Origin of the sequence: Uruburuella suis, from assembly GCF_004341385.1 — a bacterium.
In the GTDB taxonomy this organism is placed as follows: Bacteria; Pseudomonadota; Gammaproteobacteria; order Burkholderiales; family Neisseriaceae; genus Neisseria; species Neisseria suis.
The window spans coordinates 1-15,245 of sequence record NZ_SLXE01000014.1; the positions used below are offsets into that span (position 1 = coordinate 1).

Annotated in this window: 15 protein-coding genes; 13 read left to right on the forward strand and 2 right to left on the reverse strand. The window is 55.8% G+C overall.

Going from position 1 to position 15,245, the window contains the following annotated elements; genetic code table 11:
* The first annotated feature begins 161 nt into the window (after positions 1-161).
* The 9 genes from trkA to EV680_RS06250 all read left to right on the forward strand — a co-directional run bounded on the left by trkA (position 162) and on the right by EV680_RS06250 (position 11,013).
* A complete protein-coding gene (gene trkA, locus EV680_RS06210) occupies positions 162-1,562 on the forward strand; it encodes a Trk system potassium transporter TrkA (RefSeq protein WP_132953880.1) in 1,401 nt (466 codons plus the stop codon).
* Between the two features lie 168 nt (positions 1,563-1,730).
* Positions 1,731-2,432 (forward strand): phosphate signaling complex protein PhoU, encoded by a 702-nt coding sequence (gene phoU / locus EV680_RS06215; protein WP_132953881.1) that lies wholly within the window; start codon positions 1,731-1,733, stop codon positions 2,430-2,432.
* A gap of 455 nt (positions 2,433-2,887) precedes the next feature.
* Positions 2,888-3,997 carry a phosphate ABC transporter substrate-binding protein PstS gene (gene pstS / locus EV680_RS06220; RefSeq protein WP_132953882.1) on the forward strand — a complete coding sequence of 370 codons (1,110 nt, stop codon included), beginning with the start codon at positions 2,888-2,890 and terminating at the stop codon, positions 3,995-3,997.
* A 120-nt stretch (positions 3,998-4,117) separates the two neighbouring features.
* Entirely contained in the window at positions 4,118-5,074 is a 957-nt protein-coding gene (gene pstC, locus EV680_RS06225; protein WP_132953883.1) for a phosphate ABC transporter permease subunit PstC, read from the forward strand.
* Positions 5,075-5,103: 29 nt separating this feature from the next.
* A complete protein-coding gene (gene pstA / locus EV680_RS06230; protein WP_207894301.1) occupies positions 5,104-5,943 on the forward strand; it encodes a phosphate ABC transporter permease PstA in 840 nt (279 codons plus the stop codon).
* 62 nt (positions 5,944-6,005) lie between these two features.
* Positions 6,006-6,761 (forward strand): phosphate ABC transporter ATP-binding protein PstB, encoded by a 756-nt coding sequence (gene pstB, locus EV680_RS06235; RefSeq protein WP_132953885.1) that lies wholly within the window; start codon positions 6,006-6,008, stop codon positions 6,759-6,761.
* 249 nt (positions 6,762-7,010) lie between these two features.
* Positions 7,011-8,468 carry a TrkH family potassium uptake protein gene (locus tag EV680_RS06240; RefSeq protein WP_132953886.1) on the forward strand — a complete coding sequence of 486 codons (1,458 nt, stop codon included), beginning with the start codon at positions 7,011-7,013 and terminating at the stop codon, positions 8,466-8,468.
* A gap of 260 nt (positions 8,469-8,728) precedes the next feature.
* On the forward strand, positions 8,729-10,570 hold the full coding sequence (locus EV680_RS06245; protein ID WP_132953887.1) for a lytic transglycosylase domain-containing protein: 1,842 nt from the start codon (positions 8,729-8,731) through the stop codon (positions 10,568-10,570).
* A 146-nt stretch (positions 10,571-10,716) separates the two neighbouring features.
* Positions 10,717-11,013: a hypothetical protein gene (locus EV680_RS06250; RefSeq protein WP_132953888.1), complete on the forward strand. Its 297-nt coding sequence runs from the start codon at positions 10,717-10,719 to the stop codon at positions 11,011-11,013.
* A gap of 9 nt (positions 11,014-11,022) precedes the next feature.
* Here the strand turns inward: EV680_RS06250 and EV680_RS06255 are convergent, their stop codons facing one another.
* Positions 11,023-11,406 carry a hypothetical protein gene (locus EV680_RS06255; RefSeq protein WP_132953889.1) on the reverse strand — a complete coding sequence of 128 codons (384 nt, stop codon included), beginning with the start codon at positions 11,404-11,406 and terminating at the stop codon, positions 11,023-11,025.
* A gap of 183 nt (positions 11,407-11,589) precedes the next feature.
* Positions 11,590-12,660, reverse strand: coding sequence for a tRNA (adenosine(37)-N6)-threonylcarbamoyltransferase complex transferase subunit TsaD (gene tsaD, locus EV680_RS06260; RefSeq protein ID WP_132953890.1), 1,071 nt, complete (start codon positions 12,658-12,660; stop codon positions 11,590-11,592).
* A gap of 204 nt (positions 12,661-12,864) precedes the next feature.
* Here tsaD and queC point away from each other — a divergent pair, with 204 nt between their 5' ends.
* From queC to EV680_RS06280, 4 genes are all read left to right on the forward strand, one after another.
* On the forward strand, positions 12,865-13,521 hold the full coding sequence (gene queC / locus EV680_RS06265; RefSeq protein ID WP_132953891.1) for a 7-cyano-7-deazaguanine synthase QueC: 657 nt from the start codon (positions 12,865-12,867) through the stop codon (positions 13,519-13,521).
* A gap of 172 nt (positions 13,522-13,693) precedes the next feature.
* On the forward strand, positions 13,694-13,981 hold the full coding sequence (locus EV680_RS06270; protein WP_132953946.1) for a GIY-YIG nuclease family protein: 288 nt from the start codon (positions 13,694-13,696) through the stop codon (positions 13,979-13,981).
* Between the two features lie 61 nt (positions 13,982-14,042).
* On the forward strand, positions 14,043-14,465 hold the full coding sequence (gene queD / locus EV680_RS06275) for a 6-carboxytetrahydropterin synthase QueD (RefSeq protein WP_132953947.1): 423 nt from the start codon (positions 14,043-14,045) through the stop codon (positions 14,463-14,465).
* 11 nt (positions 14,466-14,476) lie between these two features.
* Positions 14,477-15,109: a 7-carboxy-7-deazaguanine synthase QueE gene (locus EV680_RS06280; RefSeq protein WP_132953892.1), complete on the forward strand. Its 633-nt coding sequence runs from the start codon at positions 14,477-14,479 to the stop codon at positions 15,107-15,109.
* Positions 15,110-15,245 lie beyond the last annotated feature (136 nt).

Below are 15,245 nucleotides of genomic sequence, written 5' to 3' on the forward strand. Positions count from 1 at the left end.
AGCCGCTACGATAAGCTAAAGCGCAACTTCCACAGCACGGTTTTATTGGGATGCATTGTGATGTGGCTACCTTTATGACAAGTAATTGTGAACAGCCCCTAGGCCGTCTGAAACAAGTGGTTTACAATAGCTGCTGTTTCTTTGAATAACGGCATTCAAACGTGAAAATCCTCATTCTCGGCAGCGGCCAGGTCGGCTCGACCGTGGCGCAAAATCTGGCCAGCATGCCCAATAACGATGTGACCATTATCGATATCGACGAAACGGCGCTGCACAATTTGGGCAGCAAGCTCGATGTGCAAACGCTGCACGGCAATGCCGCGTCGCCCATGGTGCTGGAGCGCGCCGGTGCGGCCGATGCCGATTTGATGCTGGCGCTCACCCGCAGCGATGAAACCAATCTGGTGGCCTGCAAGCTGGGCGCGGATATGTTTAACATTCCCAGCCGCATCGCGCGCGTGCGCTCGGTGGATTATCTGGAATACCAGCCCGATGAAGAAGAATGCGGCAGCAGCCTGAAGGTGTTTGACGTTACCGAATCCATCAGCCCCGAGCAGCTCGTTACCGAGCGGCTGGCAGGGCTGATCAACTATACCAGCACTTTGCAGGTGCTGCGTTTTGCCGACGATAAAGCCAAAATGGTGATTGTGCAGGCGCACAAAGGCGGCTTGCTGGTGAATAAGGAAATCGCCGAAATCAACCGCCACCTGCCCGATAATGTGGATTGCCAGATTTGCGCCATCTACCGCAACAACCGCTTTATCGTGCCCTCGGCGCAAACCGTGATTATCGAGGGCGACGAAGTGTGTTTTGTGGCAGCTGCGGCCAATGTGAAAACCATTATGCGCGAATTGCGCCCGCTGGAGCAGCGCACCCGCCGCGTGATGATTGCCGGCGGCGGCAACATCGGCTACCGGCTGGCCAAACAGCTAGAAGCGCAATACGACATTAAAATCATCGAATTCAACCCCGGCCGCGCCGAATGGCTGGCCGAGCATTTGGATAATGCACTGGTGTTGCAGGGCACGGCCACCGACGAATCGCTGCTCGATGAAGAATACATTGATGAAATCGACGTGTTTTGCGCGCTCACCAATGATGATGAAAACAACATCATGGCCAGCCTGCTGGCGAAAAACCTCGGTGCCAAGCGCGTGATTGCGATTGTGAACCGCTCGAGCTATGTGGATTTGCTCGAAGGCAACAAAATCGACATTGTGGTGTCGCCGCATTTGGTCACCATCGGCTCGATTTTGGCGCACATCCGCCGCGGCGACGTGGTGGCGGTGCACCCCTTGCGCCGCGGCACCGCCGAAGCGATTGAAGTGGTGGCGCACGGCGACCCGCAAACTTCCGCGCTGGTGGGGCGGCGCGTGTCGGAAGTGAAGTGGCCGCAAGGCTGCCATTTCGCCGCGCTGGTGCGCGATGACGAAGTGATTATGGGCCACAAAGAAGATGCGGTGATGGCCGATGGCGATCACCTCATTTTCTTCGTGTCGCGCCGGCGCGTGCTGCGCGAGCTGGAAAAGTTGATTCAGGTGAAGATGGGCTTTTTCGGCTGAATATGAAAGGCCGTCTGAAAGAAAAGTTTCAGACGGCCTTATGCATCATTTTCAGCGCAGTAAAGATTCTGTCATCAAACTGTTTTATCATGCTCCGATGCAGCCGAAAGCTTTGCAGCAGCGCCCGCGCGGCCGGCTTCGGCGTTTACACACAACAGGAGAGAGGCTATGGCCGAACATATTTCATCCCATTTCAATCAAGAGCTGGAAAACGTGCGCAGCGAAGTGATGCGCATGGGCGGGCTGGTGGAAGCGCGTTTGCAGCAAGTGCTGGCCGCTTTAGACGAAGGCAGCAGCAGCGGGCTCACCGAAGTAATTGATGGCGATGCCGACATCAACAAGCTCGAAGTGGAAATCGACGATGCCTGCCAAACCATTATCGCGCGCCGCCAGCCGGCTGCCGGTGATTTGCGTTTTGTGCTGGCGGTGAGCCGGGTGATTGTGGATTTGGAGCGCATCGGCGATGAGGTGAAAAAAATAGCCCTCAAAGCACACGAGCTTTTGGGCAACAACCGCGTGGCCGCGCCCGAGCTTTACAACACCCACCGCATGGGCACGGTCACGCTGGGCATGATACACCGCGCGCTGGATGCGTTTGCCCGGCTCGACACCGGCGCCGTGATCGAGCTTTCCGAAACCGACAAACACCTCGATGCCGATTACCGCGCCCAATTGCGCAGCCTGATTACCTTTATGATGGAAGACCCGCGCAGCATCAGCGCCACCATCGACATTATGTTTATGAACAAATCCATCGAGCGCATCGGCGATCATGCCGAAAACATTGCCGAGCATGTGGTGTATCTCACCCGCGGCATTGATGTGCGCCACCGACCGCTGGAGCAGATTAAGGCCGATTTGTCAGAATAGTTTCAGCGCTTTCTTTAGCAGCCTTCGGGCTGCTTTTTTGTGGGCGCAAATGTTTCATACCCATTCAAAAAATAATAAACAAACAGGCAGCCTGTAGGTCGGATTCTCGAATCCGACACTTGTTCGCAGAACAAGGCACGCACATTGCTTTGGCCGATGGCCAAACGTCGGATTCAAGAATCCGACCTACGCGTATGATGCTGCCGAACTGCTTTTATTTTGTAAGGTTATTTTTGGAATGGGTATCAGACGGCCTTTGCCAAAACCGACACGCTGCCCTGAAACGCTTTGCCGGATGAAGGTTGTTTCATTTGAAATTTAATTAAAATCAATTGCTTATTAAATGTTTCAGCGAATATGTAAGGCTTTGTAAGTTTTGTCACACAGTTGAAACAAAGCTTGCTTAAACTGGCAACGTTTGAAACCGCCCCTTCTTTACGATAGAGAGAAACATTATGCAAATCCGTATTTTGAGCGCTGCGCTGATCGCCGCTTTCGCCCTGGCCGCCTGCGGCGGCTCCAACAACACTGCTCCGGCCGCACAAGAGGGCGCTTCTGCCGCTTCGCCTGCTGCCGCTTCCGATAAAGTGGTGCTGGACATCACCGGCGCCGGTGCTTCGTTTCCGCAGCCGATTTATGTGCAATGGGCGCAAGCCTATCAGGCGGCAAGCGGCGGCCGCATTAATTATCAATCTATCGGCTCTTCGGGCGGCGTGAAACAGATTGCCGCCAAAACCGTGGATTTCGGCGCGTCTGATTCGCCCCTGAAAGCGGAAGATTTGGAAAAAGAAGGCTTGGTGCAGTTTCCGACTGTGATCGGCGGCGTGGTGCCGGTGGTAAATGTGGAAGGCATCAAGCCGGGTGAATTGAAGCTCACCGGCGAGGTGTTGGCCGATATTTATCTGGGCACCATCAGCAAATGGAACGACCCGAAAATCGCCGCTTTAAACGAAGGCCTGAAGCTGCCTGATGCGCCGATTACCACCGTGTTCCGCTCCGACGGCTCGGGCACCAGCTTTATTTTCACCACTTATCTGAGCCAGGTTTCGCCCAAGTGGCAGGAATCGGTGGGCGCGGCCAACACGGTGAAATGGCCCACTTCCAGCTCGGGCGCGGCCGGCAAGGGCAATGAAGGCGTGTCGACTTATGTAAACCGCGTGAAAAATTCCATCGGCTATGTGGAATATGCTTATGCCAAGCAAAACAATATGTCGCACGTGCAGCTGCAAAACAAAGCCGGCCATTTTGTGCAGCCTTCGCAAGAGAGCTTTGCCGCTGCGGCCGATGTGGATTGGAAAAGCGTGCCGGGCTTCAGCTTGGTGCTGACCAATCAGCCGGCTGAAAAAGCGTGGCCCTTGGCTGCCGCCACCTTTATTTTGGTGCACAAAAAAGCCGATGATGCGGCCAAAGCCAAAGCGGCGCTGAGCTTCTTCGACTGGGCTTATCAAAACGGCGACGATGCGGCTGCCAAGCTTGATTATGTGCCGCTGCCCGCATCGGTGAAAGATTTGGTGCGCGCCGAGTGGAAGCAGATCACCGATGCCAACGGTGCGGCGATCTACTGATGAAGCAAAAGGCCGTCTGAACGGCAATCCGGCGGTTGCGGATTGTTTCAGACGGCCTTTTTAAAGTTGTGCAAACGATGGTGCTTGTGCAGCAAACACTTATGCAAAAGAACACATCTTATGAGCTCACTCCAACAAAAGCTCAAGCAGCAGCGCCTGCTTGACACCTTATTTGTCGGCACCACCCGTTTGTTTGCCTTTTTGGTGCTGGCCAGCTTGGGCGGCATTCTGATTTCGCTGGTGATCGGCGCTTTGCCCAGCATGCGCGAATTCGGCTTCGGCTTTTTTACATCTTCCAATTGGGACACGGTGCAAGGCCAATATGGCGCACTCGCGCCCATCTACGGCACTTTGGTTACCTCGGCCATCGCCTTGCTGATTGCCGTGCCGGTGAGCTTCGGCATTGCCGTGTTTCTCACCGAATTGTGCCCGGCATTTTTGCGCCGGCCGCTGGGCATTGCGGTGGAACTTTTAGCGGGCATTCCCTCGATTATCTACGGCATGTGGGGCTTGTTTGTGTTTGCACCCGTGTTTGCCGATTATATCCAGCCGTTTTTCATTAAATATTTCGGCGATCTGCCGCTGATCGGCATGCTGTTTCAAGGCGCGCCCATGGGCATCGGCATGTTTGCCGCCGGCCTGATTCTGGCGATTATGATTATTCCGTTTATCGCCTCGGTGATGCGCGATGTGTTTGAGGTAACGCCGCCGATGCTGAAAGAATCGGCCTACGGCTTGGGCAGCACCACTTGGGAAGTGGTGCGCCATGTGGTGCTGCCTTACACCAAAGCCGGTGTGGTGGGCGGCATCATTCTCGGCCTCGGTCGCGCGTTGGGCGAAACCATGGCGGTTACCTTTATTATCGGCAACACCTTCAACATCAGCGCCAGCCTGTATAACTCGGGCGTGTCGATCACCTCGGCGCTGGCCAACGAATTTGCCGAAGCGGTGGACCCGTTGCATTTATCATCGCTCTTATATCTGGGCCTGATTCTCTTCCTGATTACCTTTGTGGTGTTGTGCATTTCCAAAGTGATGTTGTTGCGCATGCAGCGCAATGAAGGCCGCTCACACTAAAGCTCGAGGAAAACCTGATGCAAAGCAATATGAATAACGCGGTTTACCGCCGCCGCCGCTTGGTGAGCCGCTTCAATCTCACCATGGCATGGCTCACAATGGCCTTCGGCCTTTTCTGGCTGGGTTGGATTTTCTACACCTTGTTTTATGAAGGCTTCAGCGGCCTGGGCACGCATATTTTCACGCTCGACACACCGCCGCCGGGCATGGAAGGCGGCTTGCGCAATGCCATTTTGGGCAGCCTGATGATTACGCTCTTCGGCCTTTTGATCGGCACACCCATCGGCATTTTGTGCGGCATTTTTCTGGCCGAATTCGGCCAGCGCAGCAAATTGGCCGCCGCCACCCGCTTTATGAACGACATTTTGCTCTCCGCGCCCTCTATCGTAATCGGCCTGTTTATTTACGAATTGGTGGTGGTGCAGCAAGGCCATTTTTCCGGCTGGGCAGGCTCGCTGGCCTTATCGCTGTTGGTGATTCCGGTGGTGGTGCGCACCACGGAAAACATGCTCAAGCTCGTGCCCAACAGCCTGCGCGAAGCCGCTTATGCGCTGGGCACGCCCAAATGGAAGCTCGTGATGATGGTCACGCTGCGGGCGGCGCAGGCCGGTGTGCTCACCGGCGTGTTGCTGGCATTTGCCCGCATTTCCGGCGAAACCGCGCCCTTGCTCTTCACCGCGCTCAACAACCAATTTTTCAGCACCAACATGAATCAGCCGATTGCCAACCTGCCCAACGTGATTTACCAATTCGCCATGAGCCCTTACAGCGATTGGCACGACTTGGCCTGGGCTGCCGCGCTGCTGATTACGCTCACCGTGCTGATTGCCAATATTCTGGCGCGCTACATCAGCAGCAGAAACAGCTGACCGAGGCCGCCTGAAACACCGAACACTTGCTTACACTTATTTGATTACACCAAGGAATCACAATGGAAACCAAAATCGCCGTGCGCAATTTCAACTTTTACTACGGCTCTTTCCACGCGCTGAAAAACATCAATCTGGATATTCCCGCCAACAAAGTCACCGCCTTTATCGGCCCCTCCGGCTGCGGAAAATCCACCTTGCTGCGCACCTTCAACCGCATGTACGACCTTTATCCGGGCATGAAAGCCGAGGGCGATTTGCTGCTGGACGATAAAAACATTCTCGGCAAAGATATCGACCTGAACCTCTTGCGCGCCAAAGTGGGCATGGTGTTTCAAAAGCCCACGCCCTTTCCCATGTCGATTTACGACAACGTCACCTTCGGCGTGAAGCTTTACGAAAAGCTGAGCAAAAGCGAATTGGACGACCGCGTGGAATGGGCTTTGCGCAAAGCCGCGCTGTGGGGCGAAGTGAAAGACAAGCTCAAGCAAAGCGGCAACTCGCTCTCCGGCGGCCAGCAGCAGCGCCTGTGCATCGCGCGCGCCGTGGCCAACAAGCCCGAAGTGGTGCTGCTCGACGAGCCCACTTCCGCACTCGACCCGATTTCCACCGCCCACATCGAAGAATTGGTAACCGAGCTGAAAAAAGACTACACCATCGCCATGGTCACCCACAACATGCAGCAAGCCGCGCGCGTGTCCGATTTCACCGCCTATATGTATTTGGGCGAATTAATCGAAGTGGACCGCACCGAAAAAGTGTTTAAAAACCCCTCGCGCAAAGAAACCGAAGATTACATCACCGGCAAATTCGGCTGATGGGTTTTGAAGCGGTGGGATGATGAATCTTGCCAAGAGGCCGTCTGAAAACTTTTCAGACGGCCTTGTGGCATCATCAGCCATAAGCCGCGCAACACCTCTTGCGCTGCCCGCTGCCCGATAGCAATGATAGATAGCTTATTCCCTGTATCCGCTATAAAATAAGGTTTCAGACGGCCTCGGGCAAACTAGGCCGTCTGAATGCATTTGTTTTCTTTTAATCAAAGGCCGTCTGAACGCTGTTGCGCCATGCATAAAATTATTCCGATTATCCACGTGCTCTCCAAGCTCGGCGTGTTGTTTTCCGTGCTGCTGTTGGTGCCGACGTTTGTGTCGTATCTGTTTCTCGACGATGCGCTGCCCGCATTCGGCCGCACCGCGCTGGTGACCATTATCGGCTCGGTATCGGTGTGGCTGCTCACCTGGCACTACAACCGCGAGCTGCGCCAGCGCGACGGCTTCACGCTGGTGTTTATGCTGTGGGTGGGCTTTGCCGCCATCGCCGCGATGCCGTTTTATCTTTATTTTCCCAATATGAGCTACACCGATGCGTTTTTCGAGGCGATGTCGGGGCTCACCACCACCGGCGCCAGCGTGATCAACAGCCTCGACACGCTCGCGCCTTCGCTCAATTTTTGGCGCCATATGCTCAATTGGCTCGGCGGCATGGGGATTATCGTGCTGGCGGTGGCGATTCTGCCCATGCTCGGCGTGGGCGGCAGGCAGCTTTTCAAAGCCGAAATCCCGGGCGTGGATAAAGACAGCAAATTGGCACCGCGCATTTCGCAAGTGGCCAAAAAACTGTGGATGGCCTATCTTTCCATCACCGTGGCGTGTTTTTTGGCGCTGCATTGGGCGGGCATGAGCTGGTTTGACGCCATCTGCCACGCCATGTCGGCGGTGTCGCTGGGCGGCTTTTCCACCCACGACAACAGCATTGCCTATTTCAATTCCGTGGCCATTGAAATGGTGATTATCGTGGCCACAGTTACCGGCGCCATCAACTATGCCAGCCATTTCGCCGCCGTGCGCAACCGCTCGCTCAAAAGCTATTGGCGCGATGAAGAATGCCGGGTGATGCTGGTGGTGCTGGGCGGCAGCATTGTCGCCGCCAGCCTTTATCTGTGGCAGCAGCAGTATTACACGAGCCTCTCGGATGCGTTTCGCTTTGTGGGCTTCAATTTTGTGTCTATCGGCTTGGCCAGCGGCTTTGCCAACACCGATTTTGCCACCTGGCCGCTCTTGGCCTCGCTGTGGATGTTTTTCCTCTCCAACCTTTTAGCCAGCTCAGGCTCGATGGGCGGCGGCATTAAAAACGTGCGCGCGCTGGTGCTGTTTAAATTCAGCCTGCGCGAAGTGGTGCTGCTTTTGCACCCGCATGCCGTGCGCACAGTGAAAATCAACAAGCGCAGCATACCCGACCGCACGGCGCTGACGATTTTGGCCTTTATTTCGGTGTATTTCATCACCGTGGTGCTGTTTACCTTTTTGATGATGGCCACCGGGCTCGATTTTATGTCGGCCTTCACCGCCGTGATCGCCTGCATCACCAATGCCGGCCCCGGCTTGGGCGAAGTAGGCCCCGCCAGCAACTATGCCTTGCTCACCGACAGCCAAAAATGGTTTTGCACCATGGTGATGCTGCTGGGGCGGCTGGAAATTTTCACCGTGCTGGTGTTGCTCACCCCCGCTTATTGGAAAAAATAATTTCAGACGGCCTGCATGCACAGGTACGACATGCGTAGGTACGATTAGCGCAGCGTAATCGTACGCATGCCCCCGCCGTGTTGCTTGGTTTTTAGGCCGTCTGAATGCCGGATAATGTAAATCTTCTACCGCACACGCCCGCGCCGCGCCCAAAATGCTTGTCATTCACTATAATGGCCGTCAAAGCCGCATAGGCCAAACCCCTTTCCCGCCACACCATGTGCTGACCCCGTCAGCCCGCATTTATCAAGAGGCCACACATGTCTGCATACCGCACCTTCAAATTCACCGCATTGGCCGCCGCCGCCTTGGCGCTGGCCGCCTGCTCCTCGCCCGAGCAGCCGCTGGAGCCGATCAACACCCGCGACACCTCCGGCGTAAGCCTGCCCGGCAGCCGCAGTGTGGAAACGCCCGCCAAAATCATGTCGGATTACAGCCTTTACCGCAGTGCGCTGGAAGCCGTCAAGCGCAACGATGATGTATTGCCCGCCCAATTTTTAAGCCAAGCCGGCAGCAGCGCCATGGCCGAAACCGTGCGCAACGAATGGCTCAAAAGCCTCGGCCGGCGCGGCCAATGGCCGCAATTTCAGCAGCAATATGCCTTGCTCGATAAAGAAGGGCGCGCGCAAGAAGTGCAATGCTATGCCGACTATATCGGCGGCGGCAAGAGCGCGCTGGCCGATGAATTGGTGCGCGAAATCGGCCGCCTGCCGCAAGGCTGCAACACCTTGCTCGAATCCGCCGCTGCCGGCGGCCGCCTGAACCAGGCCGATGCCTGGCGGCGCGTGCGCGGCTTAATCAGCAACAACCAAATCACCGATGCCCGCAACTTGGCCGCCGCTTTGGGCAGCCCGTTTGAGGGCACAGGGCAGGGCGCGCAGGAATACAGCATGGTCAACATCATCGGCCGCAATGCCAAATCCACGCCCGAAGCCGCCGCCCGCTTAGAAGCCATGTCCGGCAGCCTTAGCCGCGCGCAAAGCGGCTTTGCTTGGGGCGTGCTCGGCCACGCGCAAGCGCTCAACCAAAACATGCCCGCCGCGCTGAGCTATTACAACCGCGCCGATCGCAGCCAGCTTTCCAACGACCAATTCGAATGGTATGCCCGCGCCGCCTTGCGCCTGCAACGATGGAGCGATTTGGCCGGCATCATCAACAGCATGCCCGATAAATTGAAAAACACCCCCGACTGGCGCTATTGGCTCGCCCGCAGCTATGCTGCACAAGGGCAGCAGGCGCGTGCCAAAGCCCTTTATGAAAAAGTGGCCGAGAGCGGGCGCAATTTCTATGCCGTGCTGGCCACCGAAGAGCTGGGCGGGCGCATCAACACCCGCAATAATGTGGGCACAGCGCCCAAAAGCGATGTTAACAAACTTGCACGCGACGGCGCCGTCGACCGCTCGCTCACCCTGTTTCGCGCCGCCCAAAATGGCGATGATTGGAACATGCGCCGCCAAGCGCAAGCCGAATGGCGCTATGCCACCCGTGGTGCCGATGAAAACACTTTGCTCGCCGCCGCCCAATTGGCATTTGACAACCAATTTTACGAAATGGCCATCAACAGCGCCGAGCGCACCGACAAAAAGCTCAACTACAACCTGCGCTATATCTCGCCCTTCCGCGACCTCACCGAACGCTACGCAGCGCAGGCCGGCGTAGATCCGGCCTGGGTATACGGCCTGATCCGCCAGGAAAGCCGCTTTATGATAGGCGCACGCTCCAATGTGGGCGCGCACGGCCTGATGCAGGTGATGCCCGCCACCGCGCGCGAAATCGCCGGCAAAATCGGCATGAGCCCCGACCAATTGCACACCATGGACGGCAACATCCGCATGGGCACTTGGTATTTGGGCGACGCCAAACGCCGCCTGAGCAACGATGAAGTGATGGCCACCGCCGGCTACAACGCAGGCCCCAGCCGCGCGCGCCGCTGGCAGGCCGCCACCCCGCTCGAGGGCGCGATTTATGCCGAAACCATTCCGTTTAACGAAACCCGCGATTACGTGAAAAAAGTGATGACCAACGCCACTTATTACGCCAGCCTCTTCAACGAGCCGCAAACCTCGCTGAAACAGCGCATGGGCACGGTGCCGGGGCGTTAAGCGTTTAGCGGCAAACATCAAAACCAAGGCCGTCTGAAAGTTTTTCAGACGGCCTTGACTTTATCAGCAGCGTAAGCCGCAGCTTTTGCGGTGCAATCGTACACATACAGTCTGTCGCTCCTGCGTAGGCAGGAGCCTGTAGTGGAATGCACGAAAAAGTGACACAACAAGCCCATAGGCCGTCTGAAACGTTGGCTTATCAACATAAGCTGTTCCGTTATAGAGCATTGTTTTGTATCACTTGTTCTTGCATTTCACTATGGCGCAGCAAGGTGAGACAAGGCCGTATGATTATTTTTTGGATTGGCATTAAATTTCATTATGTGCAGCTACGCACGCCGCGCTTTGGCGGCGTCATCATGCGCATGAATATGCATGGCTGCATAAAACGCAAAGGCCGTCTGAAAGTTTTTTCAGACGGCCTGAAACATTGTTTTACCTGAGGGATTGCGTTATCCGCTTTGGCGCGGATTCGTATCCAAATCGGCTTTATAGGCAATCGTGCCGTGCCGGTTGCGACCGATAGACACATCCAGCGCCTGGCCGCGGCGGGTGAATTTCAAATCGGCGTCATCCGGCTCGATGGCCGAGGCCACCACTTTGAAGCCGTGCCGTTGGGCGTGGTTGCGTACTTGCCGCGCCAGCGCCTGCACGCTGTTTTGCCCCGCTTGCAGGCTGAATTCGGCGGCAAATCCGCCGCTGCTTTTTTGGTCGGCCAAAACCGTTTGCGCGCCGCGCGGCTGGAAAATCTCGTTGGGCAGCGCGGCGGAAAAGGCGCTGGCGGAAAAGAGCGCCATAATGCCGGAGAGCGCGAGTGCAGTTGTCGGCTTTTTCATGCTTGTCCTTTCGGGTTGTGCAGAATCGGCTGTTTGGAGTGCGCTTGGGGCAGAGGGTTCGGCAATGTGGGCATTTTCTGCCGGATTTTACGGTTTGATGGCGCGATATGGCATGTTTTGTGGTTTTTTTACACAAACAGGCCGTCTGAATGCGGCGTTCAGACGGCCTGTTTGTTGTTTTTCTCAAGCGCTTTTCACAATCTCGGTGAGCGGCCAGCGCGGCTTCACATTAAACGCGCCGGCGCTGTGGCCGCTTTGCAAACGCATGGCGCCGGCAAAGGCAATCATCGCGCCGTTGTCGGTGCAGTATTCGAGCGGCGGGAAAAACACGTTTATTTTTTCGGCCGCCGGTTTCGGGCGGCCTTTTTCAGACGGCCTGCGCACGCTCAAGCGGGCGAACACTTCGCGCAGCTTCCAGTTGGCACCCACGCCGCCGGCCACCACCAGCGTGCGAAAACCCGTGTCGAGCAGGGCTTTTTGCGCTTTGGCGGCGAGCACGTCCACCACCGCATCTTGAAAAGCGCGGCAGATGTCGTTGCGGGTTTGCGCGGGTATTTCATCGCTGCCGCTTTGCGCGCGCACTTTTTGCACGGCGGTGAGCACGGCGGTTTTGAGGCCGGAAAAGCTCATCTGCAAATCGGGCGAATGCAGCATCGGGCGCGGCAATTGAAAGGCATCGGGCGAGCCGAGCCTGGCCAGCTCGGATAATTTCGCGCCGCCCGGATAAGGCAGGCCGAGCAGCTTGGCGGTTTTGTCGAAGGCTTCGCCGGCCGCGTCGTCGACACTTTCGCCGAGCAAGGTGTAGTCGCCTATGCCGCGCACGGCCATCAATTGCGTGTGGCCGCCGGAAACCAGCAAGGCCACAAAAGGAAATTCGGGCTTTTCAGCGGCCAATAAGGGCGAGAGCAGGTGGCCTTCGAGATGGTGCACCGCAATGGCGGGCTTGCCCAGCGAAAAAGCCAGCGCGTTGGCAAAGCTTGCACCGGCCAAAAGCGCGCCGCCCAAGCCCGGGCCCTGTGTAAAGGCCACGGCATCGATATCGGCATAGCTTTTGCCGGCTTCTTGCAAGGCTGCTTCGGTGAGCGGCACCAGCCGGCGGATGTGGTCGCGGCTGGCCAATTCGGGCACCACGCCGCCGTATTCCGCGTGCATCGCCATTTGCGTGTGCAATTGGTGCGCCAACAAGCCGTGCGTGTGCTCGTAAAGCGCCACGCCGGTTTCATCGCATGAAGATTCGATTCCCAATACCAACATTTGCTGCCAGCTCCTGCCTAAAATAGCGATCGGTTTCAGACGGCCTTTTTTTGTGAATCAACACAGAGGCCGTCTGAAAAGTAAAGCATGATATTTTAACGGATTTCCCGATTGATTTGGCTTATAATGCCGATTCTTTTTTAGCGGCGGTTCGCAACCATCCCGCCCGGAACCTGCGTTCCCAATCAAAACTAGGAAACCGAAATGCCACAGCAAAAAGCCTTGGTTATCTTTTCAGGCGGCCAAGATTCTACCACCTGCCTGATTCAGGCGATTCAAACTTACGGCCGCGAAAATGTCGAGGCCGTCACTTTTCAATACGGCCAGCGCCACGCCGTCGAGCTGGAAAAAGCGCGCTGGATTGCCGCCGATTTGGGCGTGCCGCAAACCGTGCTCGATTTGAGCCTGATGCAGCAAATCACCCACAATGCGCTGATGGACGATAAAGCCGAAATCCGCACCGCCGATAGCGGCCCGCCCAACACGTTTGTAGACGGGCGCAATGCCTTGTTTCTGCTTTATGCCGCGATTTACGCCAAAAGCCGGGATATTGTGCACATCATCACCGGCGTGTGCGAAACCGATTTTTCAGGCTACCCCGACTGCCGCGATGTGTTTGTGAAATCGATGAATGTCACCCTCAATCTGGCGATGGATTATGCTTTTCAAATCCACACGCCGCTGATGTATCTCACCAAAGCGCAAACTTGGGCGCTGGCCGATAATCTGGGCGCGCTCGATTATGTGCGCACCCACACCCACACCTGCTATATGGGCGTGGCCGGCGGCTGCGGTCAATGCCCCAGCTGCGTGCTGCGCGAGCGCGGGCTGGCGGAATATCTGGCGCAAAAAGGCGCTTGAATTTTCAGTAACCGTCATTCGTCATTGTCGGGCTTTGACCCGACAATCCAGAACGCCGATTCCAAAAACGATTCTCTTTGCTCAGTATCCCAACAGACTGGATTGTCGGGTCAAAGCCCGACAATGACGGAATGGAAAGTGTATATCAAAGTGTATATCAATGAATAAAGTCATGCAGCCTGCCGTGTATATCATGGCCAGTCAGCGCAATGGCACGCTGTATATCGGCGTAACCTCCAATCTGATTCAGCGCGTTTACCAACATCGAAATCATCAAGTGGCAGGATTTACCGACCGTTATCAAATATCCCTGCTGGTTTGGTATGAATTGCACGAGAATATGGAAAGTGCGATTGGCCGCGAAAAGCAATTGAAAAAATGGCAGCGTAAATGGAAGCTTGATTTGATTGAACAACATAATTCAGCTTGGCGCGATTTGTGGCCGGATATTATCGGCTAATGTGACAATCTACTTAACAATAGGCCGTCTGAAACCTTCAGACGGCCTCGGAACATAAATGATGAAAATCACCAAAACCTTCTCATTCGACATGGCGCACATGCTCGACCATCACGACGGCAAGTGCAAAAATCTGCACGGCCACACGTATAAACTCGAAGTGGAAATCAGCGGCGATTTGATACTCGGCGGCGCTAAAGACGGCATGGTGATCGACTTTGCCGATTTGAAAACCATCGTGAAAAAGCTGGTGGTAGAGCCGTTTGACCACGCCTTTATCTACCACACCGAAAGCGCGCGCGAGTGCGAAATCGCCGCCATGCTCGAAGGCTGGCAGCTTAAAACCCTGCCGATGGCCAAACGCACCACGGCGGAGAATATGGCGCAATATATGTTTGACCTGCTGCGCAACGAAGGCCGCTTGAACGTATCCGCGCTGCGTTTGTGGGAAACGCCCACTTCTTATTGCGAGTGCAGCGCGTGAGGCCGTCTGAAATGCAAACCATCCACCCCGAAAACCCCGAATTCCGCATTGTGGAAATTTTCGAAAGCCTGCAAGGCGAGGGCTACAACACCGGCATGAGCGCCGTGTTTATCCGCTTGGGCAAATGCAATCTGGCCTGCGCCTGGTGCGACACCGATTACCTGAAATTCGGCATGATGCGCCTGAGCGACATTTTAAGCCGCCTGCAAACCTATGCCGCGCGCAACATCATCATCACCGGCGGCGAGCCCACCATACAGCCGCATTTGAGTGTTTTGCTCGATGCGCTCAAAGCGCAAGGTTATCGTTTGTGCATCGAAACCAACGGCCTCAAGCCTGCGCCCGTGCAAATCGATTATGTGGCCGCCAGCCCCAAAGCCTGCTATGCGGAAAAATACCGGCAGCAATGCATTGAAGCGGCCGATGAAGTGCGCATTGTGGCCGATGGCGATGTGTTGGCTTTTTGCGCCGAAATGGAGCAGAAAATCCGCGCCGCTCATTATTATCTTTCGCCCTGCGAAATCGACGGCCAAATGAATATTTACGACACCATCCGCCAAATCGGCCTGCTCAACGCGCGCGCCGATGCCCAAGTGCATTGGCAGCTCAGCGTGCAAACGCATAAATGGGCGGGCATTGAATAATCAGGTGCTAGGACGCCCTAGAGTCTGTTCACAATTCATCTCGTGGCAATCTTTTGGCTCAAAAACGCGCCTGCCACGTTGAAAATGCTCGCAAGGTGTCCAACCTTGCTGCGCTTTTCGCCTTGCAAACGCGCTT

Bases quoted from the DNA above. Each gene is read 5' to 3' on its own strand.
- queD (WP_132953947.1), top strand. From the start codon at position 14,043: ATGAAAATCACCAAAACCTTCTCATTCGACATGGCGCACATGCTCGAC.
- EV680_RS06240 (WP_132953886.1), top strand. From the start codon at position 7,011: ATGCATAAAATTATTCCGATTATCCACGTGCTCTCCAAGCTCGGCGTG.
- tsaD (WP_132953890.1), bottom strand. From the start codon at position 12,660: ATGTTGGTATTGGGAATCGAATCTTCATGCGATGAAACCGGCGTGGCG.
- pstB (WP_132953885.1), top strand. From the start codon at position 6,006: ATGGAAACCAAAATCGCCGTGCGCAATTTCAACTTTTACTACGGCTCT.
- EV680_RS06270 (WP_132953946.1), top strand. From the start codon at position 13,694: ATGCAGCCTGCCGTGTATATCATGGCCAGTCAGCGCAATGGCACGCTG.
- pstS (WP_132953882.1), top strand. From the start codon at position 2,888: ATGCAAATCCGTATTTTGAGCGCTGCGCTGATCGCCGCTTTCGCCCTG.
- EV680_RS06280 (WP_132953892.1), top strand. From the start codon at position 14,477: ATGCAAACCATCCACCCCGAAAACCCCGAATTCCGCATTGTGGAAATT.
- EV680_RS06255 (WP_132953889.1), bottom strand. From the start codon at position 11,406: ATGAAAAAGCCGACAACTGCACTCGCGCTCTCCGGCATTATGGCGCTC.
- EV680_RS06245 (WP_132953887.1), top strand. From the start codon at position 8,729: ATGTCTGCATACCGCACCTTCAAATTCACCGCATTGGCCGCCGCCGCC.
- phoU (WP_132953881.1), top strand. From the start codon at position 1,731: ATGGCCGAACATATTTCATCCCATTTCAATCAAGAGCTGGAAAACGTG.
- pstA (WP_207894301.1), top strand. From the start codon at position 5,104: ATGAATAACGCGGTTTACCGCCGCCGCCGCTTGGTGAGCCGCTTCAAT.
- EV680_RS06250 (WP_132953888.1), top strand. From the start codon at position 10,717: ATGCACGAAAAAGTGACACAACAAGCCCATAGGCCGTCTGAAACGTTG.
- pstC (WP_132953883.1), top strand. From the start codon at position 4,118: ATGAGCTCACTCCAACAAAAGCTCAAGCAGCAGCGCCTGCTTGACACC.
- queC (WP_132953891.1), top strand. From the start codon at position 12,865: ATGCCACAGCAAAAAGCCTTGGTTATCTTTTCAGGCGGCCAAGATTCT.